This window comes from Antrihabitans stalagmiti (assembly GCF_016482825.1).
Taxonomy (GTDB): domain Bacteria; phylum Actinomycetota; class Actinomycetes; order Mycobacteriales; family Mycobacteriaceae; genus Antrihabitans; species Antrihabitans stalagmiti.
This window is the reverse complement of the sequence record NZ_JAEMNV010000001.1, coordinates 773832-800645: the sequence shown is the minus strand read 5'-3', so window position 1 is coordinate 800645 and position 26814 is coordinate 773832. Positions and strand designations below refer to the sequence as shown.

Annotated in this window: 22 protein-coding genes; 6 read left to right on the top strand and 16 right to left on the bottom strand. The window is 65.0% G+C overall.

The window, feature by feature from the left end; translation table 11 throughout:
* From JGU71_RS03745 to JGU71_RS03710, 8 genes are all read right to left on the bottom strand, one after another.
* Nucleotides 1-1701 (bottom strand): vWA domain-containing protein, encoded by a 1701-nt coding sequence (locus JGU71_RS03745; protein WP_199702211.1) that lies wholly within the window; start codon nucleotides 1699-1701, stop codon nucleotides 1-3.
* Nucleotides 1702-1843: 142 nt separating this feature from the next.
* Nucleotides 1844-4018 (bottom strand): malate synthase G, encoded by a 2175-nt coding sequence (locus tag JGU71_RS03740; protein ID WP_199702208.1) that lies wholly within the window; start codon nucleotides 4016-4018, stop codon nucleotides 1844-1846.
* Nucleotides 4019-4126: 108 nt separating this feature from the next.
* Nucleotides 4127-4984, bottom strand: a complete 858-nt coding sequence (locus JGU71_RS03735; RefSeq protein WP_199702205.1) for a 3-methyladenine DNA glycosylase — start codon at nucleotides 4982-4984, stop codon at nucleotides 4127-4129.
* A 3-nt stretch (nucleotides 4985-4987) separates the two neighbouring features.
* Nucleotides 4988-6073, bottom strand: coding sequence for a hemolysin family protein (locus JGU71_RS03730; protein ID WP_199702202.1), 1086 nt, complete (start codon nucleotides 6071-6073; stop codon nucleotides 4988-4990).
* On the bottom strand, nucleotides 6066-7436 hold the full coding sequence (locus tag JGU71_RS03725; RefSeq protein WP_199702199.1) for a hemolysin family protein: 1371 nt from the start codon (nucleotides 7434-7436) through the stop codon (nucleotides 6066-6068). The genes JGU71_RS03730 and JGU71_RS03725 overlap by 8 nt, the downstream gene beginning before the upstream one ends.
* Before the next feature lie 245 nt (nucleotides 7437-7681).
* Nucleotides 7682-9118 (bottom strand): GuaB1 family IMP dehydrogenase-related protein, encoded by a 1437-nt coding sequence (locus JGU71_RS03720; protein ID WP_199702196.1) that lies wholly within the window; start codon nucleotides 9116-9118, stop codon nucleotides 7682-7684.
* Between the two features lie 50 nt (nucleotides 9119-9168).
* Nucleotides 9169-10191, bottom strand: coding sequence for an alpha/beta hydrolase (locus JGU71_RS03715; RefSeq protein WP_199702193.1), 1023 nt, complete (start codon nucleotides 10189-10191; stop codon nucleotides 9169-9171).
* A 96-nt stretch (nucleotides 10192-10287) separates the two neighbouring features.
* Nucleotides 10288-10521, bottom strand: a complete 234-nt coding sequence (locus JGU71_RS03710; protein WP_199702190.1) for a hypothetical protein — start codon at nucleotides 10519-10521, stop codon at nucleotides 10288-10290.
* A gap of 266 nt (nucleotides 10522-10787) precedes the next feature.
* On the opposite strand from JGU71_RS03710, the gene JGU71_RS03705 reads away from it, so the two are divergent.
* Nucleotides 10788-12212, top strand: coding sequence for a hypothetical protein (locus JGU71_RS03705; protein WP_372433087.1), 1425 nt, complete (start codon nucleotides 10788-10790; stop codon nucleotides 12210-12212).
* Here the strand turns inward: JGU71_RS03705 and JGU71_RS03700 are convergent.
* The 5 genes from JGU71_RS03700 to JGU71_RS03680 form a co-directional block, all read right to left on the bottom strand.
* Complete coding sequence (locus tag JGU71_RS03700; protein ID WP_199702187.1) at nucleotides 12209-13081, bottom strand: DMT family transporter; 873 nt, start codon at nucleotides 13079-13081, stop codon at nucleotides 12209-12211. The genes JGU71_RS03705 and JGU71_RS03700 overlap by 4 nt on opposite strands.
* 4 nt (nucleotides 13082-13085) lie before the next feature.
* Nucleotides 13086-14366 (bottom strand): DEAD/DEAH box helicase, encoded by a 1281-nt coding sequence (locus tag JGU71_RS03695; protein ID WP_199702861.1) that lies wholly within the window; start codon nucleotides 14364-14366, stop codon nucleotides 13086-13088.
* A gap of 12 nt (nucleotides 14367-14378) precedes the next feature.
* On the bottom strand, nucleotides 14379-15875 hold the full coding sequence (locus tag JGU71_RS03690; protein ID WP_307829477.1) for a DEAD/DEAH box helicase: 1497 nt from the start codon (nucleotides 15873-15875) through the stop codon (nucleotides 14379-14381).
* Between the two features lie 300 nt (nucleotides 15876-16175).
* Complete coding sequence (locus tag JGU71_RS03685) at nucleotides 16176-17123, bottom strand: M56 family metallopeptidase (protein WP_199702184.1); 948 nt, start codon at nucleotides 17121-17123, stop codon at nucleotides 16176-16178.
* Nucleotides 17124-17174: 51 nt separating this feature from the next.
* Nucleotides 17175-17591 (bottom strand): BlaI/MecI/CopY family transcriptional regulator, encoded by a 417-nt coding sequence (locus JGU71_RS03680; protein ID WP_199702164.1) that lies wholly within the window; start codon nucleotides 17589-17591, stop codon nucleotides 17175-17177.
* 150 nt (nucleotides 17592-17741) lie between these two features.
* Between JGU71_RS03680 and JGU71_RS03675 the strand changes: the two genes are divergently transcribed.
* The gene (locus tag JGU71_RS03675) at nucleotides 17742-19043 is read left to right on the top strand and encodes an alpha/beta hydrolase-fold protein (protein WP_199702161.1); all 1302 of its coding nucleotides are present in this window, start codon (nucleotides 17742-17744) and stop codon (nucleotides 19041-19043) included.
* Between the two features lie 59 nt (nucleotides 19044-19102).
* Nucleotides 19103-21649, top strand: coding sequence for a bifunctional lysylphosphatidylglycerol flippase/synthetase MprF (locus tag JGU71_RS03670; RefSeq protein ID WP_233528751.1), 2547 nt, complete (start codon nucleotides 19103-19105; stop codon nucleotides 21647-21649).
* Nucleotides 21650-21660: 11 nt separating this feature from the next.
* Here JGU71_RS03670 and JGU71_RS03665 read toward each other — a convergent pair whose 3' ends face one another.
* Genes JGU71_RS03665 through JGU71_RS03655 form a run of 3 tightly spaced genes read right to left on the bottom strand, consistent with a single transcriptional unit; the run spans nucleotide 21661 to nucleotide 24949 of the window.
* Nucleotides 21661-22488 carry an ABC transporter ATP-binding protein gene (locus JGU71_RS03665; RefSeq protein WP_199702140.1) on the bottom strand — a complete coding sequence of 276 codons (828 nt, stop codon included), beginning with the start codon at nucleotides 22486-22488 and terminating at the stop codon, nucleotides 21661-21663.
* Nucleotides 22485-23546 carry a FecCD family ABC transporter permease gene (locus JGU71_RS03660; RefSeq protein ID WP_199702137.1) on the bottom strand — a complete coding sequence of 354 codons (1062 nt, stop codon included), beginning with the start codon at nucleotides 23544-23546 and terminating at the stop codon, nucleotides 22485-22487. The genes JGU71_RS03665 and JGU71_RS03660 overlap by 4 nt, the downstream gene beginning before the upstream one ends.
* Nucleotides 23543-24949, bottom strand: a complete 1407-nt coding sequence (locus tag JGU71_RS03655) for a FecCD family ABC transporter permease (RefSeq protein WP_307829476.1) — start codon at nucleotides 24947-24949, stop codon at nucleotides 23543-23545. Before JGU71_RS03655 ends, JGU71_RS03660 begins: the two co-directional genes overlap by 4 nt.
* Before the next feature lie 116 nt (nucleotides 24950-25065).
* On the opposite strand from JGU71_RS03655, the gene JGU71_RS03650 reads away from it, so the two are divergent.
* From JGU71_RS03650 to JGU71_RS03640, 3 genes are all read left to right on the top strand, one after another.
* Nucleotides 25066-25785 carry a hypothetical protein gene (locus JGU71_RS03650; protein WP_199702131.1) on the top strand — a complete coding sequence of 240 codons (720 nt, stop codon included), beginning with the start codon at nucleotides 25066-25068 and terminating at the stop codon, nucleotides 25783-25785.
* A gap of 186 nt (nucleotides 25786-25971) precedes the next feature.
* Nucleotides 25972-26421 (top strand): PaaI family thioesterase, encoded by a 450-nt coding sequence (locus tag JGU71_RS03645; RefSeq protein WP_233528600.1) that lies wholly within the window; start codon nucleotides 25972-25974, stop codon nucleotides 26419-26421.
* Nucleotides 26422-26507: 86 nt separating this feature from the next.
* Nucleotides 26508-26810, top strand: coding sequence for an urease subunit gamma (locus tag JGU71_RS03640; protein WP_199702128.1), 303 nt, complete (start codon nucleotides 26508-26510; stop codon nucleotides 26808-26810).
* Nucleotides 26811-26814: the final 4 nt, after the last annotated feature.

The window sequence follows — 26814 nt, the reverse complement described above, 5'->3', positions numbered from 1 at the left end:
TCAGTTCCCGAGGACCTTCGTCAATGCCGGTCCGAGGTCGGCCGGCGGCACTCGTGTGAACGAGCCGCCGGTTCGGTCTGTGAGGGATTGTAGTGTCTGGCCCGCCGAGCCGTCGCCGAGCACGACGACGTCGACCCGGATCGGCCTCGCTGGATCGGTGGCGGCTGCGATGGCGTCGAGCAGCTGCTGCCCCGTCAGCGCAGAGTCGTCTTCCGGACCGTCCGTGATGAGCACGATCGAATTGGTGCGGCCGGGCACGTAGCCCGCGACCGCAGCCGTGTAGGCATCGACCAGGGTCGGGTACGCCTGGTCCGTCGCCGATGTCGACACTCGTACATCGTTCAGCGCGGTATCGACGACCTTCTTTCGCTCGGGGACGAGCGGTTCGGTTCGTGCGTCGACCTTGTACGGCTTGTTCACGTCGAGGTCTCTGCTGTAAGTCCAGATACCGAAGCTGGACTGCTCCGAAGCTGCAGCGACATAGCTCTTCAGTGCGTCGACAACGGACTGCAACCGAGTGCTCATGGATGCCGAAACATCGAGCAGCGCAGTGGTAGTGGTGCCGAGCACCGGATTGGCGACGAGTTCGGCAACCCGGTCGAGCACCTGCGCAGGTGCTGGCTGCAGCGATTGCTCGACATCGCCTACCTGAAAGCCGGCTTCCTGCAGAACCTGCATCTGCTCCCACTGAACGAGGTAGTCGACGAACATCGCCGCGGCCAGGTTCTGCGTCTCGTCGACCCACGGACCGGACAGCAACGTTGCCGGAAAATCAACGACAACAGTCGAACCCGACGGCGCGTACCCGGTCAGCACATCGTTGCTCAGCGTCGCGAGCCGTTGCTCCGTGGTCGCGACGGCGTGCGCCGGTGCGATCGCAGCATCGGGCGGTGCGAGGATTGCGGCGACGGCGTCGGCCGCAGTCGGAATTTTCGGGGCGGCACCGGCGAGCGCCGAGATCGCAGCCACCGCTTGACTGGCGCGCACCGTGTCCTCGCTGAGCGGACCGAAGCGTGAGCCCGCGGCGGCGGCACCCACTGCTTCTGCGGCGATGAGCGTCGAATCGGAGTCTGGTGCGGTCGGCATCGCCATCCGCAAGCTGCCCCAGGTCGGCAGACCAAGCGCGGCAAGTGAATTCGGATCGGTCTGCACCCGTGGCAGATCCTGCCAGCCGATGTTGCCCGATCGCAGTGCAATAGCGAGTGCGGTCGGCATGGCAAGGACCACTTGGCTGAACGCAACCGATCTCGGATCACCGTCGACTATGTTCGCCGGGATCTGACTCACCGCACGCGTCGATTGCGGAATCCACAGGGCCGGTTGTGGTCCGAGGGCTGCAGCGTCCCACGGAGCCGTACCGGCAAGGGCCGTCTGAACAGCCTGGGTCGGTCGACTGTTGACCGCGACGCTGACGCAGTGGTCGCGAACGACAGGCTCGGTCGCGTTGTAGCGGTCGGCGAGGACCTCGATCTGTGCCGCGAGGTCGGGATCCGCGGTGACGTCGAGCGTCGTGTTTCCCTCGACGCAGGACTCCGCAGCCGCATTGTTGCGATCGTCGATCGCGTCGCGCAATTCGAACCAGCCGACAACCAGCGCGATCACGACAACGATCGCGACCAGTGCGATGATCGGGCCTTTACTGATGCCTCGTCGTTGGCTACCACTTCGGTGGCTACCAGTGTCCTCGGAGTTGTCGGTCATGCCCACAACATCGTTCGGTAGCGGCCGGTCAGGGAGTACTCCTCGAGTCCATGGTGCACGCCCGTCAGGATATGCGCTTGGCGCTCGTGCGCGGTTGAAGGGTCTATGGACCCGTCATCCGCGCACGAGCGGCTTACCGCCTCTAGGCGTTCGCTGCTTTGTATTCTCTGCGGCGGCGATGCAGGATCGGCTCCGTGTAGCCGTTCGGCTGTTTGGTGCCCTCGAGGATGAGTTCCTTCGCTGCCTGGAAGGCGATGTTCGTGTCGAAGTCGGGGGCCAGCGGGCGATAGGTCGGATCGCTCGCGTTCTGCCTGTCGACGACCGGAGCCATCCGCTCGAGGCTGGCAACAACGTCGTCTTCGGACACGATGCCGTGACGCAACCAGTTGGCGACCAGCTGGCTGGAGATGCGCAGGGTCGCGCGGTCCTCCATCAGTGCGACGTCGTTGATGTCGGGCACCTTCGAGCAGCCGACGCCGTGATCGATCCAGCGCACCACGTAGCCGAGGATCGACTGCGAGTTGTTGTCGAGTTCGTTCTGCTTGTCCTCGTCCGACCAATTGGTATCGGCCGCAAGAGGAATCGTCAGGATGTCGTCGACGCTCGCGCGCCTCGACTTGGCGATCTCGTCCTGCCGGTCGAAGACGTTGACCTTGTGATAGTGCAGCGCGTGCAGGGTCGCAGCTGTCGGGGAAGGCACCCAAGCGGTGTTCGCGCCCGCCATCGGGTGTGCGATCTTCTGCTCGAGCATGTCGGCCATCAGATCCGGCATCGCCCACATACCCTTGCCGATCTGAGCCTTGCCTTCCAGTCCGTCCGCCAGGCCGGTGTCGACGTTGAAGTCCTCGTAGGAGGAGATCCACTTCTGCTTCTTCATGTCGGCCTTGCGCACAACGGCGCCGGCTTCCATCGACGTGTGGATCTCGTCACCGGTGCGGTCGAGGAAGCCAGTGTTGATGAACACGACGCGCTCTTCGGCGGCCTCGATGCATGCCGACAGGTTGACCGTCGTACGACGTTCCTCGTCCATGATGCCGACCTTGAGCGTGTTCTTCGGAAGTCCGAGAACCTCTTCGACGCGGCCGAACAGTTCGTTCGTGAACGCGACTTCTTCGGGTCCGTGCATCTTGGGCTTCACGATGTAGAGCGAGCCGGTGCGGCTGTTCTTCAGCTTGGTGTCGCCATTGAGACTGTGGACCCCGAGAAGCGAGGTGAACAGCCCGTCGAGGATGCCTTCCGGCACCTCGTTGCCCTCGGAGTCGAGAATAGCGTCGCTTGTCATCAGGTGACCGACGTTGCGGACGAACAGCAACGAACGGCCGTGCAACACAAGCTCTCCGCCCGCAATGGCGGTGTAGACCCGGTCCGGATTCATCACACGGGTGAAGGTCTTGTCGCCCTTGACGACCTCTTCGGACAGATCGCCCTTCATCAGCCCTAGCCAGTTGCGGTAGCCGACGACCTTGTCGTCGGCGTCGACGGCTGCGACCGAATCTTCGAAGTCCATGATCGTGGTGACCGCAGATTCGAGCACGAGGTCCTTGATGCCCGCGGGATCGGTCTGGCCGATCGGCGACTCGGGATCGATCTGGATCTCGATGTGGAGACCGTTGTGCTTCAACAAGATCGACGTCGGGGACACCGGATTGCCCAGGAAACCGACGAGCGCGGACCCGTCCTTGAGTCCGGTGATGCTGCCGTCGTCGAGGGTGACGAGCAACTTGCCGTCGGAAATCGTGTACGACGTCGACCCGACATGTGACCCCGACACCAGCGGCGCCGATTCGTCGAGGAAGTCGCGAGCGAAGGCGATGACCTTGTCGCCGCGAATCTTGTTGTAACCCTTGCCTTTTTCCGCACCATCGGCCTCGGAGATGGCGTCGGTGCCGTACAGGGCGTCGTACAGCGATCCCCAGCGCGCGTTGGCGGCGTTGATCGCGAACCGTGCGTTGAGAACCGGAACGACAAGCTGCGGTCCGGCGGTCTTGGTGATCTCGTCGTCGACGTTGGACGTGCTGATCTTGAATGCTGCGGGCTCGGGGAGGAGATAGCCGATTTCCTGCAGGAACGCCTTGTACGCGGCGCGGTCGTAGCCGGTGCCGGGATGCTCGCTGTGCCAGGCATCGAGCTTGCCCTGGATCTCGTCACGCTTCGCGAGCAGTTCACGGTTGCGGGGCGCCAGGTCGTCGATCACACGTTCGGCGCCGGTCCAGAAGGCGTCGGGATCGATTCCGGTCCCAGGGATGGCCTCGCTCGTAACGAAGTCGTGCAGGACCTTTGCGACCTGTAGACCACCGACCTGAACGCGCTCAGTCATGAACTGCCTCACTCTTTGCTGGTTTCGGGACACCTGATGTTACCTGGCGGTATCTGGCATCCAGTCAACCCCGATACCCCCTGCCGGTATTCCGGTCTTCAGCCCACGTCACACCCACCCGCGTATCCGGGCGAGGAGGCGACTGCGCAGCTCGACCGACCGCTCGGCCAGTGCTGCTTGCCCTCGAACGTATTCCGCTCGGCCTGCGGCGGTTTCGATCGGCACCGGTGCGTAGCCGTAGGACGACAGGTCGTACGGACTTGCCCGCATGTCGAGTTCGCGTGCCGCTAGTGCGAGTTCGAAACAGTCGAGCACAAGATCGGAGTCGACCAGTGGCGACAACTTGTAACACCACTTGTAGAGATCCATCGATGCGTGCAGGCAGCCTGGCTGCTCGCGTTCGATCTGGTGGCCGCGGGTGAGCTGCTCGATGTTGCGGGGCTCGGCGGCGGGAGTGAAGAAGCGAAACGCGTCATAGTGGGTGCACCGCAGGTTCATCGACTCGACCACGGCGTCCGTACCGTCGTGGCCCAGCCGAAGCGAAACACTATGCCGCAACGCCTCCGGCCCACCGCGATAGACCATCGCCCATTCGTGCAGCCCGAAGCAGCCGAGGTTTGTGGGTCGGGCCGCCGTGGCGGACAACAGTGCCGCGACGAACTCGACCGTCGAGCGCCGCTTCTCGAGGTACGCGTGATCGGCAGTCGCGCCCGCCTCGGTCGGTCGATACCCCTTCAGGGTCGAGTACTCGCCCGCCGACGGACCGCATAGTTCGACTCCGAAACCCGGATGCCAGCGCCGCAACTGCGCAGGACGTTGTGAGTAGTACGTGAACAGGAAATCGACGACAGGATCGGATCGGCGACCGCCGGCGGTTCCAGCGTCAGGACCGTCGATCAAAGCCGTAACCCGAGCGGCGTGCCGATCACGACGTGCCGTCCAGACTTCCTCGGTCAATGCCTCCATCGGCTACGTCTGGCGCCCCGGTACGACATCGGTGATCTTGTGTGTGCTGTCGCGGACCGTGCCGACGAACTCTTCGACAAGATCTTCCAGCGCAACGATTCCCACCGTGTTCCCGAGCAGGTCGACGGCTCGACCGAGATGGCTGCTGGCTCGCCTGAGTCTGCCGAGCGCCTCGTAGAGCGGCGTGGTGACGGTGACGGTCGGCAGGGCGCGAATCCCGGTCCGCGGGATGATCGTGTCGGGGCCGACCCTGTCGTCCATGATCTCGTCGAGGACGTCCTTGAGGTGGATGTAGCCGGCGAGCGAACCGTCGTTGGCGCGCACCGGATAACGCGAGTAGCCGGTCTCGATGACAGCCTGCTCGACGAGGCCGAGCTTGGTGCCACCACCGATCAACGGCACGCAGCGCGCCTTGTCGAGCGGTATGACGACGTCGGCGACCGTTCGGTCCGCGGTCTCCAACGCCTGCGTGAGTCTGCGGTGTTCCTCGGCGTCGAGGAGGCCCTCGGACCGCGATTCGCCGATGACCTCGGCGAGTTCGATCGCGGAGACCGTGGCGTCCAGCTCGTCCTTCGGCTCGATCCGCAGCATCTTCAACGTCAGGTTCGCGAAGAAGTTGTACGACGCGATCAGTGGCCGTGCGATCCGCAGCCACGCCAGATGCACCGGAACAAGCAGCACCGCGGTCCGTTCCGGACCTGCCAGCGCGATGTTCTTCGGCACCATCTCGCCGAGGAGAATGTGCAGCACGACGACAAGCGCGAGGGCAAGCGTGAACGCGATCGGGTGCAGAAGTCCCGGCGGCACGTTTACCGCACTCAACGGGATTTCGATCTGGTGCGCGATGGCGGGTTCGGCGACCCGGCCGAGCAGGATCGAGCAGATCGTTATGCCGAGCTGCGCGGCAGCCAACATCAACGACAGATTCTCACCCGCCTTGATGACTGTCTTTGCACCACGTTTGCCCTGTGCCACAAGCGCTTCCAAGCGGTCGCGGCGTGCGGAAATCAGTGCGAACTCGGCACCGACGAAAAAGGCGTTGCCGAGCAGCAACAGTACGGTGAGCCCGACTCCTACGTAGTCACTCATCGTGGCTCCGTTTCGATTCGAGTACCTCGATGGGAACCGGCGTCAGCAACACCCGATCGATGCGTCTGCCGTCCATCTTCTCGACGCGAGCGATCCAACCGCCGTGATCGGGGTCGGTCTCGTCGATGCCGTGCAGTGGCAACACAACTTCGTCGCCTGCTGTCGGGATCCTGCCGATTTCGGTGAGAACAAGTCCCGCCAAGGTGTCGTACTCGCCTTCCGGTGCGCGGTAGCCGGTCGCACTGGATACCTCGTCGATACGCAGTAGCCCGGAGCAACTCCAGCTCGCGCCGACCCGTTTGACGTCGAGGTCGGATTGATCGTGTTCGTCACGAACGTCGCCGAGGATTTCCTCGATCAAGTCCTCGAGGGTGACGACACCTGCGGTACCGCCGTATTCGTCGACGACGAGCGCCACCTGCATCCCGTCCGCCCTGACCCGCTCGAGTACCTCGTCGCCGTCGAGGCTCGACGGGACGATCGGGACGGTGCGCGCGATGGTCGAGAGCTGAGTCTTCTTGCGTCGTGCGGCAGGGATGGTGAACGCCTGCTTGAAGTGCACGAACCCGATCGTGTTGTCCAGGTCGCCGTCGACGATCGGGAAACGCGAGAAGCCCGTGCGCGACGCGGCCGCGATGAGGTCGGCGACGGTGGCCGTGGTGTCGAGCGTTTCGATCTTGACCCGCGGCGTCATCAGTTCCTCTGCGCTACGTTCGCCGAACTGCAGCGACCGGTCGACCAGCAGTGCGGTGCGTTGATCGAGCGCGCCGCGCTGTGCCGACGTCCGAACCAGCGAGCCGAGTTCCTGCGGCGAACGCGCCGACCGCAACTCCTCGGCAGGTTCGATGCCGAGTCTGCGGACGATCCAGTTGGCTGCGCCGTTGAGTCCGTTGATCGCCCATCGGAAGATCATCGAGAACGCGGCCTGGGGACCCGCGGTGAAGCGGGCGGTCGGCAGGGGCCGCGAGATGGCGATGTTCTTCGGAACGAGTTCGCCGTAGACCATCGACAGCGACGTCGCGATGATCAGTGCCAACGCCAGCGAGATACCGCCGACGGCGCCTTCGGGAAGGCCGACGCGTGAGAGCAGCGGCGTTATGAGGCGGGCGAGGACGGGTTCGGCGATATAACCGGTGATCAACGTCGTGATCGTGATGCCGAGTTGCGCGCCGGACAGCTGGAACGAGAGGGTCCGGTGCGCCTTCTGTACCTGTCTGGCACGTCGATCGCCGTCGCGGGCGTGTGAATCGACGGTGCTGCGCTCGAGCGCCGTGAGCGAGAACTCGGCGGCAACGAAGAGTGCCGTGCCGAGCGTCAGGGCAACGAAGCCGAGCAGGCTCAGGATGGTGATTGCAATGGCCATCGGCTATCGCCGCCGTCGGACATCGGGTGAACAGTGGACGCCGGGTTTCTCTCCCGGCTCGGTAGAGGACCCCTCCGAAGTGGAACTCTCGGAAGCCGACCCACCTGATGTGGAATCCGCGCTGCGCTCGCCCGCTACGGGTGCGGCACTGCTGCATTCGGGTGCCTCAGGCACCTGGTTCCTTTCGTTCGACCAACTCGAGTGCACCATCCTACCGGGCTGTGCGCGTGCGGACGTAACCGTCGTTACCAGCCCGACGGCAGCGGCCGCCCTTCGGCGAAACCAGCGGGGGATTGCACGCCGAGAACGGCTTTGTCGTGTAGTTCGCCCAGCGTACGGGCCCCCGCGTAGGTGCAGGTGCTGCGAACACCTGCGCAGATGTGGTCGATGAGATCTTCGACACCAGGGCGTTCCGGGTCCAGTCGCATACTCGAACTGGAGATCCCTTCCTCGAACAAACCCTTGCGCGCGCGGTCGAAACCGCTGTCGGTTGCCGTGCGCGCGGCGACCGCTCGTTTGGACGCCATGCCGAAGCTTTCCTTGTATGCATTGCCTGCGCGGTCGATGCGGAGGTCGCCAGGCGATTCGTAGGTACCTGCGAACCACGAGCCGATCATGACGTTCGCGGCGCCGGCGGCAATTGCCAACGCGACGTCGCGGGGGTGGCGAACACCGCCGTCTGCCCAGACGTGTACGCCGAGTTCGTTTGCAGCTGTGGCACATTCGGCAACTGCGGAGAACTGTGGACGACCGACGCCGGTCATCATCCTTGTCGTACACATGGCGCCAGGACCGACGCCGACCTTGATGATGTCGGCACCCGCTTCGGCGAGGTCTCTTGTGCCGGAAGCGGATACGACGTTGCCTGCGACGAGCGGCACGCCGAGATCGAGCTTTCGCACCGCACGCAAGGTTTCCAGCATCTTGTTCTGATGTCCGTGCGCAGTGTCGATCACAAGCAGATCCGCACCGGCGTCGACGAGCGCCTCCGCCTTGGCCGCGACGTCGCCGTTGATCCCTACCGCCGCGGCGATCCGAAGCTTGCCGTCCGCATCGACAGCAGGTTGGTAGATCCCGGCACGCACCGCGCCCGTGCGGGTCAGCACACCTGCGAGCGTGCCGTCGGGATGGGTGAGGACGGCGACGCCGAGATGTTTGGACTCGAGCAGTTCGAACACCTCACGCGGCGACGTCGAGACGGGAACGGACACGAAATCCGTTGCAGCGACGGACCGTAGCCGAGCGAACCGATCGACGTCCGTACATGCCGCCTCGGTGACGACGCCGGTCGGCCTACCGTCGACGACGACGATCGCCGCGCCGTGTGCTCGTTTGTGCAACAACGCAACAGCGTCGGAGACCGAATCGTCCGGTCCGAGCACGACCGGCGTGTCCGCGACCAGGTGCCGACTCTTGACGAAAGCAACGGTCGCCGCGACCGCCGCCGTCGGAAGATCCTGGGGGAGTACGACCAGACCGCCTCGGCGAGCGACTGTTTCGGCCATCCGCTTGCCCGCAACCGCCGTCATGTTTGCGACGACGATCGGGATCGTCGTGCCCGAACCGTCGGCGGAGGAGAGATCGACGTCGAACCGCGACGTGACGTCCGTCTGGTTCGGGACGAGGAAGACATCGTCGTACGTCAGGTCGTATGGAGGCGTGTGGCCTGGTAGGAACTGCACGTGGGGGATGCTACGCGGGACCGCGTGATCGTGAGAGTCGGCGAGATCGGTCAGAGTCCGATGGCAGTTGCGAAGCCCGGCCACGAATTGTGCAGATCGTCTTCCCAGTAGCCCCACGAATGAGTGCCGGTCGGGCGAAAGTCGAAGGTTGCTGGAATCTGGAGTTCGCCGAGGCGCATCGCGAGGTGCTGTGTGCATCCGAAGGTCGCTGCCTCGATGATGCCGCCGGTCACCGCCTGGTTGGCGAGCATCATGGGGTTGTCCTTCAACCGCTCGTTCTCCAGAGTTTCGTGGATGCCTGGTAGTCCGGTGCCCGATGAAATGTAGAGATGCTTGCCACGTAGCTTCTCCGCGTTGACGAATGGGTCGGCCGCCGCCCACGCGGGGTCGTCGCCGGGTCCCCACATGTTTGCGGTGTTCGCACGCCCACGTCCCTCGACGACCAGTCGTACGAATTGACGTCCGATCGGAGTGCTGGTTTCGGCGCAGCCGCTGTAGGCGCCGACCGCCCTGTATAGGTCTGGTGCGGCTTGTGCGAGAGCGAGGGCGGAGCTGCCTGCCATCGACACACCCGCGATCGCGTTCACACCGGTCGTACCGAGTGCGGCGTCGACGATCGGTGGCAACTCCTGCGTGAGAAAAGTTGTCCACATGGGACGACCGAGCACGGGATCGGGCTGCTGCCAGTCGGTGTAGTAGCTGAATGCGCCACCGTTGGGAATGACGACGTTGACGTTCTTGTCGGCGAAGAAGCCGTCGAGATCGGTCTGCGAGTCCCAGTTGGCGCCGTCCATGCCGCCGCCTGCGCCGTTCAGGAGATACAGCACGGGCCGCGGTGCACTGGTGTCTGCCGGCTTGATCACCTGCACTTTGATCATGCGGTCCATCGCGCCGGAGTACACGTAGAGGTTGAGACGGCGGTCGCTCAGCACTTCGGTCTGTTCGAGCGACGCGGGCTCGGCGCCGGGTTCGGCGACGGCGGGGGCGGCTGTCGCGAACGCGGTTGCGGCGAGCGCCGACGTGACGATCGTGGCCGCGGTCAGCCGTCGCGCGGACTTACGAAAATCGAACATGGATACAGCACCCTCTCCAACAGCGGCGTTGCTCGAAGGTTGTGGTGTGTGCACGTCGTGCGCACACACCCACCTCCGTCGAAAATTCGAGACTGGCTAGCTGCTGCCGAGCGCGACGGGCAGGCACAGGGAACCGAGGCACAGCGTGGCAGGCGGGGGCTCGGGCGCCGGCTCGTTTTCGAAGACCATGCATGCGGTAGCGCCTTCTTGCTGGATGCATTTGCCGTTGCCTGCGCTGGCGGCACCTGGTGCGAAAAGGGCGGTGGAGGCTGCGATCGTGACGCCTGCGCCGGCGACGATCAGAGTGCGGACGATACGAGAGCGGTACATGTGAAGCTCCATTCGGTGCAGCGTGACGGTTCACGCAAGTTGGACGAGCAAATCCCCGACGGACGCGGAACGAAGATTCGCACGACGAAAACTCCCGCGCCACAAAGCGACCGAACCGGTTCCGAATGGTATCCACTCTGTTACCAATGGGGTGAGTGGTGCAGATGTGACCAATGGGGTTCATGTGGTACCTCGAAAGCCGGTGGGGAGACTGTCAAAAGCGGCGCTGCGCAGGGGTTCTCGGCCGATCGCTAGGCTCGGCCGCTGTGTGGTGCACTCGCGTTTTGCTGCCCGTCGTCGCCGTTGCGCTGGTGGCCGGCGTCGGTCCATCGGCGGCGACGCCGACTTGGGGACCGCTCGCCCCGGCGAACCCCCATCTCGGTCCGATCGGAACGTCGACCATGCACGGCGACGCAGGCTCCTCGGACGCGACGCCGCTCGCTGGGCCCGGCTCCGGACCCGTGACCGTGCAGGCCTTGCCGCTCGGCGCAGCGTGTCCGACGATCCTGCAGGGCTCGGATTCGTTGGTGGTCGCACTCTGCACGTCGATCGTCGGACAGATTCCGACGGTGTACCTGATCGATCCACGCGGGCCGATCCCACTCGCGCAAATTGCGTTGCCGAAGGGCAGCCTGCTCGGAGGTGTGTACGCCTACCTCGACAACGACGATCGCCTCGTCGTGGTGGACGGCGAACGCAGACTGGTGCGCGTCGCACACCACGCGACGACCGACGGCGGTCGGCAACTGTCGATCGACGAGGCAACCGACCTGACGGGCGCAATACCGAACGGCGACAACGTGACCGGTCTCGCACCGGACTGGCGGGGCAACGTCTGGTTCGCGACGGGTGGTGGGATCGTCGGAGTCGTCGATGCGGCCGGCGTAGCGCGCACGCTGGCCCTGCCTGCCGGTGAACAGGTGAGCAACAGCATCTCGACTTCACCTACCGGCACCGCAGTCGCGACGACGGCCGCACTCTACGAACTGGTTGCCGACGACAGCGGCCGACCACAGGTTCGATGGCGAGCAGCCTACGACCGCGGTGTCGGTCGCAAGCCTGGTCAACTCGGTTGGGGAACCGGTTCGACGCCCACCTATTTCGGTCCGCAGACGGGTTCGGAGTACGTGACGATCGTCGACAATGCCGCGGATACCGTCGAACTGCTTGTGTTCCGTTCCGGTACGGGCGAACCGGTATGTGCCGTGCCCGTCCTTGCTAGAGGTGGTCCGGGCAGTGAGAATTCGCCTGTCGGCGTTGGTGGTTCGGTATTCGTCGCCGGTACGTACGGCTACCCGTATCCGACGGTTCCGGAGGGCGCAGGCCTTGCGGTGCCGTCGAGCGCGCCGTTTCCCGGCGGGATGACGCGCGTGGACGTATCGGCGGCGGGACAGTGTTCCGTCGTGTGGGACAACCGGATTCGCAGTGCCGCGGTGCCGCACCTGTCGATTGCAGACGGACTGCTCTACACCGTCGTCCGCGGCTCGCTGCCCGGTGCAGGCGATGTGACGACGCCGCTCGACGGATTCGCCTTCGCCGTCCTCGACCCGAATTCGGGTGCTGTGCTCGCGATGCAGGAGTTGCCGGGAACGCTGGCGGGGGACACGCTGCAGATGTCGGCGCTCATCAGCGCGGCCGGGGATTACCTGCAGGGCACGGTGACCGGACTTGTTGCCGTGCGTCCCGGCTAGTTCTTCGCGGAGTTGGCGCCTTCGGCCGCGTCCACCTGCGACCGTGACAGTGCAAGCGCTGTCGCCAGCATGACAACGACGGCGAGGATGGTCGCCGCGAGCCCGAGATCGCCGGTGCGCAGCCGTTCGTCGAGAACGGCCATACCGACGAAGATCGCGCCGAGTGGTTCGGCGATGGTGACCGCAGGCAGGGACGCCGAGATCGGACCGACCTGAAATGCCTTCTGCTGCAGAAACACTCCCGCGGCGCCCGCTGCGACAAGTGTGTAGGTCTGCCAGCTGGTCAACACCGCGCCGAGCCCGTCGGAGAAGAGGTCGGTGACGTACTTCGTCACAGCTGCGGCAAGACCGTAGAGCAACCCGCTTGCGGCACCGAGAAGTAGTGCGCGCCAATGTGCTTCGATGCGCGACAGGCCAGCGACAGTTGCAGCGACGACGACGCCGACCAAGATCGCCAGCGGCAGCACCCAATCGCCGAGCGGGGCGTCCGAATTGCCTTCTGTCGGATCGCCTACAACGAGAAACACGCCGAGCGCTGCGACAAGTGCACCCGCAAGCAACCAGGTTCGAGCATTGATTCGGCGGCCGGCGAAGCGTGCGGCGAGCGGCAGCGCGAACACCAGCGAGCAGACGAGGATCGGTTGCACGACCAACACGGACCCGAGCGCGAGGGCAGCCACCTGCATGGCATAGCCGCCGCCGTCACCGATCAGGCCGGCCCACCAGCGTGGGCTGCGCAGAATCCCGGTTACGAGCGACGAGCCCTCGGGCACAGCCGCGGCGGCGCTCTGTTGCGCGACGGCGGCGCAGGCGAAGAGCAGGGCAGCTAGCAGTGCGCAGGCGATAGACGCGATGGGGAGTCCGGACACCCGATCAGTGTGCCCCGCGTCTGCGATGCGAATGTGCGCGACGTGCCGACTTGTTCTCGTGTTTGGGCGTCCGCGGCTTCGGGGCCTGCGCCGGGGGAGCCACAACCGGCACCGGTTTGCCGCTCGGACGGCGCGCACCGGTGATGGCGATCATCGCGCGGTCACCGGGACGGACGTCGATCGCGGCTATTTCCACGCCTGCCTGGTTCGTCATCCGCTCGACTTCTTGGCGTTGGTCCTCGGTGACGAGCGTGACGACGACGCCGGCTTCCCCAGCACGCGCTGTGCGACCCGCGCGGTGCAGGTAGTCCTTCGGATCGAGCGGCGGATCGACGTGGACCACCAACGAGATTCCGTCGACGTGAATACCGCGCGCAGCGACATCGGTCGTCACCAGAACGGGCGTTGTACCGTCGGCGAAACCGGCCAGCGTCCTGGTGCGATGGTGCTGAGTTTTGCCGCCATGCATGGCACCCGCTTCGACGCCGACCGCTCGCAGTCCGTCGACCACTCGGTCGACACCGAACTTGGTCCGCACGAACATGATCGTTTTGCCTGGGCGCGAGGCGATCTCGGCTACCACCGCAGGCTTGTCGTGATGGTCGACGTAGAGCAGGTGGTGAGTCATCGTCGGAACCTCGACCGCGAGCGCGACCGAGTGGCTGACCGGCGACCGCAGATAACGCTCGACGAGGGTGTCGACATCGTTGTCGAGCGTCGCCGAAAACAGCAGGCGCTGACCGTCGCTCGGCGTGCGGTCGAGCAGGTCGATCACCTGCGGCAGAAACCCGAGGTCGGCCAGCCGGTCGGCCTCGTCGATGGTGGTGATCGCCACGTCCTCCAGCGACGCAGACCCCTGCGCTACGAGATCGACGAGTCGGCCCGGCGTCGCGACGAGGAGATCCACACCGCGGGTGAGTCGTTCGACGTTGCGTTTGAGCGGAACACCGCCGACGACACTGGCAACACGGAGACCGAGCGCGATCGCGACGTCGTCGAGTGCACGTTCGATCTGCTGCGCGAGCTCGCGGGTCGGCACGAGCACCAATCCGCGTGGCCGACCAGGCTTGGTCGACGCGCCCGCGAGGCGAGCGAGCATCGGGAGCCCGAACGCGAGCGTCTTACCGGAACCGGTGGGCGCGCGACCGAGAACGTCGTTGCCTGCCAACACATCCGGAATTGCCGCGGCCTGAATCGGAAACGGTGCGATGAGGTCCTCACGACGCAGGGCCTGCACCAGAAGAGGTGGCAGGCCCAGGTCGGAGAACGAAGGTGATGTGACCATCACGTGCGAACGCTATACGGTTCGCCGATCACGACGCTCGAAACCGCCGTACGAACCCGAATCGGCGCGACCACGGAAACCACCCGACGTCGAACCGCCGCGAGGCGAATCCACCCGGGCAGGGTCGCGACGCGGTGCATGGGGAGCATGCGGCGCAGCCGGTGCGTGGGGAGCGGCCTCACGACGCGGCGAGTACTCGCGACGCGGACCACGATCGGTCGTGCGGTCGCCCCGGTAGCCGGTGCTTTCGCGACGAGGTCCGCGGGTACGGCTGTCGTAGCCACCTTCGCGACGGCCACCGCGGACGGTTGGCTCCGGAATCGGCTCGCCACTCGGCTGCTGTGCTCCGGTGATCGAGGCCAATTCCGTCGAACCCGGTGCGACGGGAACGAGCTGAGCCTTGACGCCCGCCATGGACGTCAACTTGCGCATCATGTTGCGCTGGTTCGGGAGCACGATCGCGACGACGGTGCCCTTCTCGCCTGCGCGTGCCGTGCGGCCTGCGCGGTGCAGGTAGTCCTTGTGATCGGCCGGGGGATCGACGTGAACGACGAGGTCGATGCCGTCGACGTGGATGCCGCGGGCCGCGACGTCGGTCGCGACGAGCACGGGGGTGCGGCCGTTCTTGAAGCGCTCCAGGACGCGGGTCCGCTGGTTCTGTGCCTTGCCGCCGTGCAGCGCCTCGGCCGGAATGCCAAGTGCACGAAGTCGATCCGTGATGCCCTCGCAGCCGAGCTTGGTGCGGGCGAACATGATCGTGCGGCCCGAGCGGGCGCCGATCTCGGCGAGGACCTTGTCCTTGTTGCCACGATCGACGAGCAGGACGTAGTGGTCCATGGTGTCGACACTCGCGCGACCGTCTTCGGTCGAATGCGTCACGTGGTTGGGCAGGAACTGGCGAACCAGCGACTGGACCTCACGGTCGAGCGTCGCCGAGAACAGCAGGCGCTGACCGTCGGAGCGGGTCTGGCCGAGGATCTCGCGAACCTCGGGCAGGAAGCCCATGTCGGCCATCTGGTCAGCCTCGTCGAGCGCGGTGATTTCGATCGAATCGAGCACGCAGGTGTTCTGCCGCATGTGGTCGCCGAGGCGGCCAGGCGTCGCGACGAGGATGTCGACGCCACGGCGCAACTGGTCGACCTGCTTGTTGAACGGGGTGCCGCCGACAGCTGCACGGACGGTCAATCCGAGTGCAGATGCGTAGGGAGACAAGGAATCTACGACCTGGAACGCGAGCTCACGGGTCGGGACGAGTACCAGTGCACGCGGTCGCTTGGCGGCCGGGCGGTCGGTGTGGCGAGCGAGTCGCGCAAGCATCGGCAGACCGAAGGCGAGGGTCTTGCCCGAGCCGGTCTGTGCGCGGCCGAGGACGTTGATGCCGGCGATCGCGTCGGGAAGTGCCTTCGCCTGGATCGGCGACGGAACGGTGATGGAGTTGCGCGCCAGTGCGGCGACGACAGGCTCGGGAAGGCCGAGCTGGGCGAACGTAAGTGCAGGCGCCTCGGTCACGACAGCGTCGTTCGAAGCAATCTCATTCTGGACTTCAGCTTTTTGGACTTCAGCATTCAGGGCAGCGTTGTACACGCAGTAAAACCTCTCCGGACATAGGGCACGTCGCGGAGCGGTAGCTGTCGATGCAGCACGCACAAAGGGACGAGCCAGGGCACGGCTCACCGGTTTCCGCTTTGCAGAGGATCGGGCGATGCGCCACTTGATTCAATCGGCCACTCTGGCGGCCGTTATCGAGTGTACGCGATTCGACCCGTCGATAACGATTCCGCGGACGTGACGTGGACTACTCGCAAATGGTCAGGCGTTGAACAGGCGTTTCAACTCGACCAGCCACGGCACGGCTACGGCAATGGTCGGGATCACCAGAATGGCTGCCGAAGCGGTGTAGGCCGCCAACGCAATTCGCACGTCACCGGCTGGTCCGCTGAGGCGTTGCACCCGTATGAGCGTGTGGGGTCCGCCTGCTGCAAGCGCACCGTCGGGGGCCGCCGACCCGGCGCAGGCGACCAACGCGCGCGCGAGGGGAGTCGGACCGGTGACCTTCACGGCGGAGTCGTCGGCGAGAAGCTCGACGAGCAACGTCACCGATCCGAGCGCCGACCCGCTGCGCACGAACCGGGGAAAAGCCTCGTGCACTGCCGTGAAGGCTTCGAGAACCAGATCGTGACGCGCCCGCAGATGCGACCGTTCGTGGGTGAGCACCGCCTTGAGCTCGGACTCGTCGAGGCTCGCGAAAGTGCCTTCGCTCAACACAACTCGTCGGCGGAGGCCCGGCAGGCAGTAGGCGATGGGTTCGGTGGCTTCGAGGACGCGGATGTCGGCGGAGTGCACGCGGGTCGAGTCGTTCGCGCTGCGGTCGAGTAGGTCTACGAGCATGCGATGCCTGGCACGTCGGCGCCGGGTGAGCACCCCGACCCGCAGAACCGCGTAGATGAGACGAGCGCCGACGAGCAGGGTGAGGGCGAATACGACGACGTAGATCGTCCAGAGTGGGAGGCCGAGCGCGTCGATCTCTTTGGTCGGTGACGTGGTCGGACGGCCGTTCGCGCCGGGCACGAGGAGTTCGCTAGCAATTGCCAAGCCGGACCCGAATGCCGAAAGTACTGCGCCGAGACCGATCGCCTGCCAGAGCACGAGCGCTGCCCGCGGTGCCCGGTAAGGCCATGTTGCGCGAGCAAGCAACGCCGGTGCGGGACCTGCCAGCAACAGTGCAAGGAGGCCGAAAACCGGCGCGGCGATGTTCATCGGGTGACAGTGTTCCCTACGAAGTCTCCCGGATTCGAGGAATCAGCAGGTTCACGGCGCATGACTGCTGCTCTTGTCGATGTTCGGCGGGGCCTTCGCTGCTTCGGACTTTTCGAGTTCGGCAAGAGCCTCGCGCAACGCAGCGGCCTCGTCAGCGCCGACCTGACCGACGAAATGTACGAGCGCTGCCGCTCGGCCACTCGATTCCGCCTGTTGCAGTGCGTCGACCATCAGGCTCGCCACCAATTCGTCACGCCCCGATACGGGTGCGTACCGGTGCGCGCGGTCGTCGCGCTCCTGGGTCACGAGATCCTTCTTCGCGAGACGCTGTAGCACCGTCATCACCGTTGTGTACGCGAGTTCACGTTTTGCAGCGAGCGCCTCGTGTACCTGACGTACCGTCTGCGGTTCGCTCGTCGACCACAGATGATCCATAACAGCCCGTTCGAGCTCACCGAGTCCAGCCATCCCAAAAGTGTACGGCGACTCCGACACAAATGCGTACTACACACCGTCGTACGTAGAAAGCGCTGGATGTGGTATTCCTCATACTTGCGTCACGGCGTCGATCACGGGCTCCAGCGGGTGGCCCGAAGAACCTTTTACGAGGGGGCAGGGTTGGAACGGCTCGAGCAGTTGTCGTTGGTTACGGGAGCCTTGCCGTTGGTACTCACCGCGCTCGGCGCGCTCGGCGCCTGCTGGTTGCTCTTCGGCGGACGAACGCACTCGAGGCGCGCAGTGCCCATCGGAACGACGGCGGCTCTCGTGTTGACGGTCGTCCTCTACATCGTCGTCGAAAAGGTGTGGCATCCGTTCCCGGATCCGATCGCGACGGAGGTCTACGCCTGGATCGGGATCGGCGTAGCCGGCCTCGTTCTCCTCGTGCCGCGTATGCGGCGATCGACCCGCTGGATCGGCCGCATCGTGACTGTCCTCGCAGCGGTGGCTCTCGTCGTCACGGCAGGCGTCCAGATCAATCGGGTGTACGGGCAGTACCCGACGATTGCCGACGCGCTCGGTCTTCCCGACTCGAATCGCATCGACTTCGCAAATTTGCCAGGCCCGACCGGGCGGACCGTCGACGGGACGCCGCTCGACTCGGTCTGGAAGGCGCCGCAGAATCTACCGAGCGCAGGCAGGGTCACCTCCGCGGCCATCCCGGGTGCGAAGTCGGGGTTTGCCGCCCGCGATGCTCAGCTCTATCTCCCGCCGGCGTACTTTGTCGATCCGCGGCCACTGTTGCCCGTGCTGGTGCTGCTCACAGGCCAACCAGGTGACCCGAGGGACTGGTTTTCCGCAGGCAAGCTCGCCGTGACGATGGACGACTTCGCGAAAGAGCACGGTGGACTCGCACCGATCGTCGTGATCGCCGACGGACTCGGCAGCGAACTCGCCAATCCACTGTGTATGGACTCGAAACTCGGCAACGCGGGGTCCTACCTCGGGGTCGACGTACCGGCGTGGACGAAGGCGAACCTGCAGGTGAATCCGGACCCGAAGGCATGGGCAATCGCCGGTCTTTCCTACGGCGGAACCTGCGCGTTGCAAATGGCGACAAACTACCCAGACGTTTATCCGACATTTATCGACATGTCGGGTCAGACTGAGCCGACACTCGGCGATCGACAGCGCACCGTCGATGCAGCCTTCGGTGGCGACGAATCGGCATACGACAAGGTCAACCCGGCAAATCTGATGGCATCGCGCACGTACCCGAACTCCGCGGGGGTTTTCGTGGTCGGCAGCGACGACAAAGATTTCAGATCAGGACAGCAGGCGATGTACGACAAGGCAAAAGCAGCCGGGATGGACGTCCTGTACGTCGAACTGCCCGGCGGGCACAGTTGGGCGGTGTGGCAGCCGGGACTTCGGACTCAGCTGGGTTGGCTGGCACACCGATTGGGGCTGACCGCATCATGAGCGCGACAACACCGACCGAACCGGCCGAAGCTGCCGTTCCCAGACGCACCCTGCGCGATATGTCGCGCGCGGCACTGGAATCGGCGAACCGATACTGGCAGCCGATCGTCAAGACGATGCGTTTCGGCGCGCGTGGTGCCCCCGTCAGCATGGGTGCACTCGTGCTGCTGTGGGTGCTTGCACTCGTCACCGGCAGCGTGTGGCGGCAGTCGGAGTACGTCGTTCGTCATTTCGCTGTCGGCATCGTTCCATTCGAGCACTGGCGGATCTGGACACCGCTCAGCGCGGGTCTCTGGGCACCAACACTTTTCGGCTATCTCGGGGCGACCGTTCTGATCTTCTTCGTCGCCGCACCCATCGAACGAAAGATCGGGTCCACACGGTTCGCGATCGCCGCGGTGTCGACACAGATTCTCGGCGCACTGCTCGGACTCGGGCTGGCGGTGGCGGCCAAGTTGTTCGACGAGAGCTGGGGCTTCCGCCTGCACGTCGGTACGGCTCTCGGGCCGACCACCTGGATCGTCGGTGTCGCGATGGTCGCGAGTTCGCGGATGGACACCCTGTGGCGCAGGCGTATTCGTGTAGGTCTGATCGCTCTGCTGCTGACCCTCTTCCTGTTCGGCGGTCACCTGCAGGACGTGATCAGGCTGGCGGCTGCCTTCGTCGGGCTTGTGCTCGGTCCATGGATCGTCGGTAGGTCCTCGCGCGGGAAGGTGACGACAGGAACTCGCCGTGAAGGCCGGGTGCTCGTTGCGATCATCGTCGCCGCGAGTGCACTCGGACCTGCGTTGGCTGCGCTGTCGCCCAACGCAATCGGACCTTTTGCCGTGCTGCGAGAATTGTTCAGAGGCATTGCGTACACCACCGAAGAAGTCCGCGACATCTGCGACGCCACACCCGGGTCGCTCGACTGCAGGCGCGGGGAACTCGAGCTGCGACTCGGCGGTGTCGGACCAACAATTCTGTCGCTGATGCCGTCGTTGTTCCTGCTTGTCGTCAGTGACGGACTGCGTCGGGGGAGGCGCTTCGCCTGGTTTGCCGCCGTCGCCGGTCAGGTTCTGTTGCTTGCGATGTCGCTGCTGAACTACGTCAACAGGTTCGTCGGTGCCGACGAATCCGATTGGGTCTTCTACGATTTCGAATCAGCGACCGCCTACCGGACCATTGTGCCGTTCCTGACCCCGTTGGCGGTCCTCGTCGTTCTCGTCGCAACGCGCCGCTTCTTCGACGTTCGTGCACCACGCGGTACGTATACCCGGCTGGCTGCCGTCATGGCCGCGCTCACGGCCGGTCTCGCCGCGATCTACGTGCTCGGCGGACTCGCCGCACGCAACGCGTTCGATCACACACCGACGCTGAGCGGTCTGCTCGCGGATTTCCCCGAACGGTTGATTCCGCCCGTCTACCTGCAGTGGCTCGATCCGCGGTTCCTTCCGGACGGTGCTGTTGCGACGTTCCTCTACGAGTGGACCGGCGTTGCCTTCTGGCTGGTCGCCTCGGTGCTCGTACTCGGAACGTTCCTCGTCCCCGCCTACGGCGCCGAGACGGACGCGACCGGACGCGCCCGAGAGTTGTTGCGGCGCAGCGGTGGTACCGCTCTGTCGTGGATGACGACGTGGCGAGGCAACAGGTACTGGTTCGCCGCCGACGGCGCCAGTTTCGTGGCCTACCGCGTCGTCGGTGGGGTCGCGATCACAACGGGCGATCCGGTGGGGCCGCGAGACCGCTTGCGTGACAATGTCGTCGCCTTCGCCGAGTTCGCGTCGTCGAGCGGGTGGTCGCTCTGCTACTACTCGGTGAGTGTCGAACTGAAGGAGATCGCGGACGACCTCGGTTGGGGCGCAATCCAGGTCGCCGAGGAGACGGTGCTCGACCTGACGAAACTGGCATTCACCGGCAAGCGCTTCCAGGACGTCCGTACGTCGATCAACCGGGCGAAGAAGTCGGGCGTCGAAGCCGAGTGGACGACCTTCCACACTGCGCCGATCGAGATTCGCGACCAGATCGTGGCGATCTCCGAAGAGTGGGTGGCCGACAAGGGAATGCCCGAAATGGGCTTCACACTCGGCGGTCTCGACGAGGTCGACGATGTCGAGGTGCGCTGCCTCATCGCTGTCGACGCCGACCGTCATGTGCACGGTGTGACGTCGTGGCTTCCCGTCTACCGCGACGGTGTCGTGGTCGGCTGGACGCTCGACTTCATGCGACGCCGCTCCGACGGCTTCCGTCCGACGATGGAATTTCTCATCGCATCCGCCGCGCTGCTGCTCAAAGACGAAGGCGCAGAGTTCGTCAGCCTCTCCGGCGCACCGCTCGCCAAGGTCGGCGATGCCGCCTCGCAGGATGCGTTGCCCGCTCCCGATGCGTTGACGGGCGCACTCGATCGTTTGCTCGAAGTGCTCGGCGCCGCACTGGAACCCGTGTACGGATTCCGCTCGTTGCTCGCGTTCAAATCGAAGTTCCAGCCGGACTACGTGCCGATGTACATGGTCTTCGCCGACCCGGCCGCGCTGCCGAGCATCGGCAACGCGATCGGTCGCGCATATCTGCCGGAGGTATCGCTCGGGCAGGGTATGAAGCTGGTACGGACGATCATCGATCGCTAGCCGAGGTTCAGCTACACGGTGGATTTGGGTCCGCCGACCGCGCCGTACACATGCCTCGTGCCGATCGGAACGATCAGCGGTCGATCGGAGACGGGGTCTTCGATGACGGTTGCGTCGAGCCCGAAAACGCGCTTCAGCAATTCTGCGGAGACGACGTCCTTCGGCGGACCCGAAGCGACGATGCGTCCTTCCGCCATCACGATGAGTTGGTCGCTGTAGCGGATCGCGAGGTTGAGGTCGTGCAGCACCATCACGACGGTACGGCCGAGCTCCTCGTGCAGGTGGTCGACGAGGTCGAGGACGTCGATCGAATGGGCGAGGTCGAGATAGGTCGTCGGCTCGTCGAGCAAGAGAATGTCCGTGCCCTGCGCGAGTGCCATCGAAATCCAGGCCCGCTGGCGTTGTCCGCCGGACAGTTCGTCGATCGGTCGCTTGGCCAGATCTGCGATACCGGTCAGCTCGAGTGCCTCGGTGACCTCGCGCTCGTCGTCTCCGGACCACTGTCGGATCCAGGACTGATGTGGATGTCGGCCGCGCGCAACGAGATCGGCGACCGTGAGGCCTTCGGGAGCGATCGGGGTCTGTGGCAGGACGCCGAGGATTCGTGCGACGTCGCGGGATTTCATCGACGAGATGGCTTTGCCGTCGAGCAGCACCTTGCCTGCGCTCGGTCGGAGCAATCGTCCGAGGGAGCGCAGCAGGGTGGATTTACCGCAACCGTTCGGGCCGATGACGGTTGTTATGACGCCGGTCATCACCTCGAGGTCGAGGCCTTCGACGACCGTGCGGTCGCCGTAGCAGAGGGTGACGTCGACAGCCGCCAATCGAGTGCGGGTCATATCGACGCCTTCCGGTTGTTGCGTACGAGCAGGTAGAGCAAGAACGGGCCGCCGAGCGCTGCGGTGACGATGCCGACGGGAAGACTTATGGGGAGCAGCGTACGGGCGATGATGTCGCTTGCGAGGACAAGAACACCGCCGACCAGGGCCGAACCGACGATCGGCTCGCCTGGAGTGCGTAATAGTCGACGTGCAATCTGCGGTGCGGCGAGTGCGACGAACCCGATCGGTCCGCTGGCGGCGGTTGCCAGTCCAGCGAGTGCGACAGCGGAGAGCAGGACGACGCCTTGCCTGGCCTGCAGGCGCACACCGAGGGAGCGGGCCTTGTCGTCGCCGAACCGCAGCGTCGCCATGGCGGGTGCAGAGATCAGGGCGACGACGCCGAAGACGACGACGCCGATCGCGGTCGTCCGTACGTTGCTCCACCCCGCTTGATCGAGCGATCCGGTCAGCCAGAGCTGAATGGTGGCGACGTCGTAGGTGTTCGCTTTGACGAACAGCCACCCGACCATGGCAAGCATCATCGCGTTGGTGCCGATGCCGATCAGGACGAGTCGATAGCCTTCGACGGCGCCCTGCCAGGCGAGCAGGTAGATCGCGCCCGCGGTGACGAATCCGCCGACCAGCGCCGCTGTGGGTACGCCGATGCCTACGCCTGCGCCGAACCCGACGATCAAGCCGACCGCTCCGACGCTTGCGCCGGCAGTGATCCCGAGGATGTCCGGGCTGGCCAGCGGATTGCGCAGAACGGATTGCGTTATCGCGCCCGAGATTCCGAGCGCGATGCCGACGAGAAGCCCGACGAGTGCGCGGGGGAGTCGAACGTCGTTGACGATGAATCGTTGCGATCTGGTTCCGCCGCCGCCGAGTGCGTCGATGACCTGGCCGACACTCAACGAGAGCTCGCCGCGTCCGATGTCCACACAGAAGAGCAGCAGCAGCAGCGCGAGCAGAACGATGTTGACGAAGACCATCCACGGGCGAACGACGACCGATACGGGTCCGACTCGTACAGCTCGTCGGGTGACGGGCTTGGTGGTCTTGGCGACCTCGGTCATACGCTCACCAACTTGCGGCGGCGCACGAGTGCGACGAAGAAGGGTCCGCCGACCAGTGCGAGCACGATACCGACCTGCAGTTCGCCGGGGCGTACAACCACGCGGCCGACCACGTCGGCGAGGACGACAAGTAGTCCACCGAGCAGTCCGGCGTACGGGACGAGCCAGCGGTAGTCGGGTCCGGTGATGGTTCGCGCGACGTGCGGAACGACAAGACCGAGAAACGCTATCGGCCCGCAGGCGGCCGTCGCGGCACCGCACAGCAGTGTGATGGCCACGATGCCCATCGTTCGGTTGAGGGCGACGTTCGTTCCGAGCGACCGCGCAACGTCGTCGCCGAGACTGAGGACGTTGAGACCGGGCGTTCCGGCGAAGGCGATCACAAGTCCGACGATGACGAAAGGCAGGATCTGCCAGAAGACGGACGTGTCGCGACCGGCGATCTCGCCGACGACCCAGAAGCGGTAGGCCTCCAGCGCGTTACCGTGGAGCAGTACGACTGCGTTCGTCATGGCTTGCAGGAAGAATGCGACCGCTGCTCCGGCGAGGGCGAGGGTCAGCGGTGTGGCGCTGCCTTTGCCGATCGAGGCCGCGCCGAAGACGATCACACTCGCACAGAAAGAACCGACGAATGCAAACCAGATGTACTCGCTCGGTGCGTTGAGCGAGAACAGATGGATGGCGACGACGACGGCGAATGCGGCGCCGCCGTTGAGTCCGAGCAGTCCGGCGTCGGCGAGTGGATTTCTGGTGTGGCCCTGTATCAACGCGCCGGCAACACCGAGCGCGATACCGACGAGGAGCCCGAGCATCGTCCTCGGCACCCGCAACGCACTTACTATCTCGTCGGCCGCAGTGCCCGTCGGAGCGAAGACGGCGTGCCACACTTCACCGATCGTCAGTGGCTGCGCGCCGATCGCGATGCTGACCAGACCGACCACACACAGCAGACCGGCGAGCACAGCGAGGCCGCCGAGCCTGCGTTTGCGGGTCGCGCCGATCGAATCGTCGCGGGGGAGCGGGGCGAAACCGTCGTCGATCGCGTGTCGTTCCGCGACGACTTCGACGCCTGCCCGGTTGTCTGTCGACAACGCTGTCGAAAGCGCCCTGCGGTGTCCGATCGGATCGCTGGTTGCGGAGTCACGAATTACCAACCCGGTCAGAGCTTTTCCGAGGCTTTGGCCGGCGTCGCCGTCGCGGAAACCCCTGTTCCACACGAAGAGTGCGCCTGCACTCAGTAGCGTGATCGAGCCGAATACGGCACGGTCCGCGGTCCCGCCGCTGTCGACGCGGAGGGCTTGGACGATCAGAACGCCGATCACGATGGGGGCGCAGATCACAACTGCGTCGATTGCCGCCGCTGTGGCGCGAAGACGCCGAGGTACGGGGCCACGATCGGTCACGTCGGCGGGTTTCTCCTGCAAATCGGGCTGAGGGCAATGCTTCACGTTTGCCCCTGTGCCTGGTAAGCCTAACCTATCTTAAAACGGCTACGTCCTTGACTTCGAGGAGGCTTTCCATGCCCACCGCCGCGACCGCATCTCCGGTCGACCGGACGCGCACCGATCGGACCTGCACCGCTTTGGCGGACTCGTGTCACCGGTTGCGCCGCCTCTATCCCGATTACCCACGTGTGTACGCGGTAGCCGCCGTCGCCGACGAGGGTAAACGGCGCTGGTGGAGCTTGCGGGACGGGGTCGAGTCCGGACGCGTCGAGCAGATGTATGCTCGCGCCCGCGGAGAAATGAGCAGCGCCGATTCGGCAGCAGAGGTCGTTGCAACGTCGTTCATTCACGCGGTCGTCGGCCGGGTTGCCGCGTCGATCGTCCTCGAGGGTCGCGCGTGGGACCCCGGCATCGAGAACCTGTGGATTCACTCCGACAACGACGGGGGAATGGATTGGGCCGGCGTGGTCGACACGACTGTGCGTGCGCTGCCGGGCGATCCATGCGCTGCCGAAAAGGACGTGGTTGTGCTGCCGTGCGAGCAGTCGCTCGGCGTGTGGACCGCGCATCGGTGTGTCACGTCGCTCGACGCCGTCTACGAAAAGCTTTCCGACTGCACCGAACTCGGCTACCTCCGCTACTGGAGCATTGTCGGCGAAACGATCATCGGTGCCGCGACCTACGTACCGATTCTCGCCGAGGCGAGTGAAAGCGACGCGCTTCGACGCGGTCAGGGTCTGCTCGACGCGTTCACCACGATCGGTCGACCGGTTCGCAGGCAAAGGGTTGCGTAGTTAGGCAAGGCTTGCCTATAGTCATCAGCGGGACGCAATCGGACCGCGCCGGTGTCCAGAGGGCTGCTGAGACCCCCGGTCCTTCCCGCGACGGGCTTCGCGCCGAAAGGCGAGGAGCCCGTCGCTTCGTCGGGAACGTTGTCGTGTACATCTGATTGGGGTAGTCACACGATTCTGGAGGACCTCTTGACCGACAGTGCGCAGCAAGGCCTGAGTGGCATAACACCGGAGAAACTGACGCAGTGGGTCGGCGGTGGATTCGACGGGGTCATCGGACTTCGCTACACCGCGCTGGAAAGCGATTCCGTGCGCGCGCAATGGACCGTCGGTCCCGCGATGCATCAGCCCGCCGGACTTGTCCACGGTGGCGTCTACTGCGCAGTCATCGAATCGGTGGCCAGCGTGGCGGCCGGACTGTGGTTCGGCGACCGCGGCAGCGTCGTCGGCGTGAACAACAACACCGACTTCCTGCGAGCCGTTCGGTCGGGGACCCTCTATGCCGAAGCGACTCCGATCCACCGCGGCAAGACACAGCAGATCTGGGTCGTGACCATCAAGGACGACGACGACCGACTCTGCGCACGAGGCCAGGTCCGCCTGCAGAACATCAACGGTGAGAAGAAGCTGGGGCAGTAGCGCACCGACCCGCCCTTGCGCGTACTTGTACTGCCGTAGCTTCTGGTCCGTGTCAGAATTGCCCCCACCACGCTGGAGGAGAGGGCATGCGACTGTCGCCGCACGAGCAGGAACGACTGCTGCTGAGCTATGCCGCGGAGCTGGCCCGCCGCCGCCGCGCGCGTGGTGTGGCGCTGAATCATCCTGAGGCGGTGGCAATCATCACCGACCACGTGCTCGAAGGTGCGCGTGACGGCCGCTCGGTAGCCGAGCTGATGACCTCCGGTCGCGAGGTGCTGACGCGCGCCGACGTGATGGAAGGCGTGCCGGAGATGCTGCACGACGTCCAAGTCGAAGCGACCTTTCCCGATGGCACCAAACTGGTCACCGTCCATCATCCGATCAGCTGAGGGC

Coding starts and splice junctions, on each gene's coding strand:
- JGU71_RS03745 (WP_199702211.1), bottom strand. CDS start 1,701: ATGACCGACAACTCCGAGGACACTGGTAGCCACCGAAGTGGTAGCCAA.
- JGU71_RS03740 (WP_199702208.1), bottom strand. CDS start 4,018: ATGACTGAGCGCGTTCAGGTCGGTGGTCTACAGGTCGCAAAGGTCCTG.
- JGU71_RS03735 (WP_199702205.1), bottom strand. CDS start 4,984: ATGGAGGCATTGACCGAGGAAGTCTGGACGGCACGTCGTGATCGGCAC.
- JGU71_RS03730 (WP_199702202.1), bottom strand. CDS start 6,073: ATGAGTGACTACGTAGGAGTCGGGCTCACCGTACTGTTGCTGCTCGGC.
- JGU71_RS03725 (WP_199702199.1), bottom strand. CDS start 7,436: ATGGCCATTGCAATCACCATCCTGAGCCTGCTCGGCTTCGTTGCCCTG.
- JGU71_RS03715 (WP_199702193.1), bottom strand. CDS start 10,191: ATGTTCGATTTTCGTAAGTCCGCGCGACGGCTGACCGCGGCCACGATC.
- JGU71_RS03710 (WP_199702190.1), bottom strand. CDS start 10,521: ATGTACCGCTCTCGTATCGTCCGCACTCTGATCGTCGCCGGCGCAGGC.
- JGU71_RS03695 (WP_199702861.1), bottom strand. CDS start 14,366: ATGGTCACATCACCTTCGTTCTCCGACCTGGGCCTGCCACCTCTTCTG.
- JGU71_RS03685 (WP_199702184.1), bottom strand. CDS start 17,123: ATGAACATCGCCGCGCCGGTTTTCGGCCTCCTTGCACTGTTGCTGGCA.
- JGU71_RS03680 (WP_199702164.1), bottom strand. CDS start 17,591: ATGGCTGGACTCGGTGAGCTCGAACGGGCTGTTATGGATCATCTGTGG.
- JGU71_RS03670 (WP_233528751.1), top strand. CDS start 19,103: ATGTCGCGCGCGGCACTGGAATCGGCGAACCGATACTGGCAGCCGATC.
- JGU71_RS03665 (WP_199702140.1), bottom strand. CDS start 22,488: ATGACCCGCACTCGATTGGCGGCTGTCGACGTCACCCTCTGCTACGGC.
- JGU71_RS03660 (WP_199702137.1), bottom strand. CDS start 23,546: ATGACCGAGGTCGCCAAGACCACCAAGCCCGTCACCCGACGAGCTGTA.
- JGU71_RS03650 (WP_199702131.1), top strand. CDS start 25,066: ATGCCCACCGCCGCGACCGCATCTCCGGTCGACCGGACGCGCACCGAT.
- JGU71_RS03640 (WP_199702128.1), top strand. CDS start 26,508: ATGCGACTGTCGCCGCACGAGCAGGAACGACTGCTGCTGAGCTATGCC.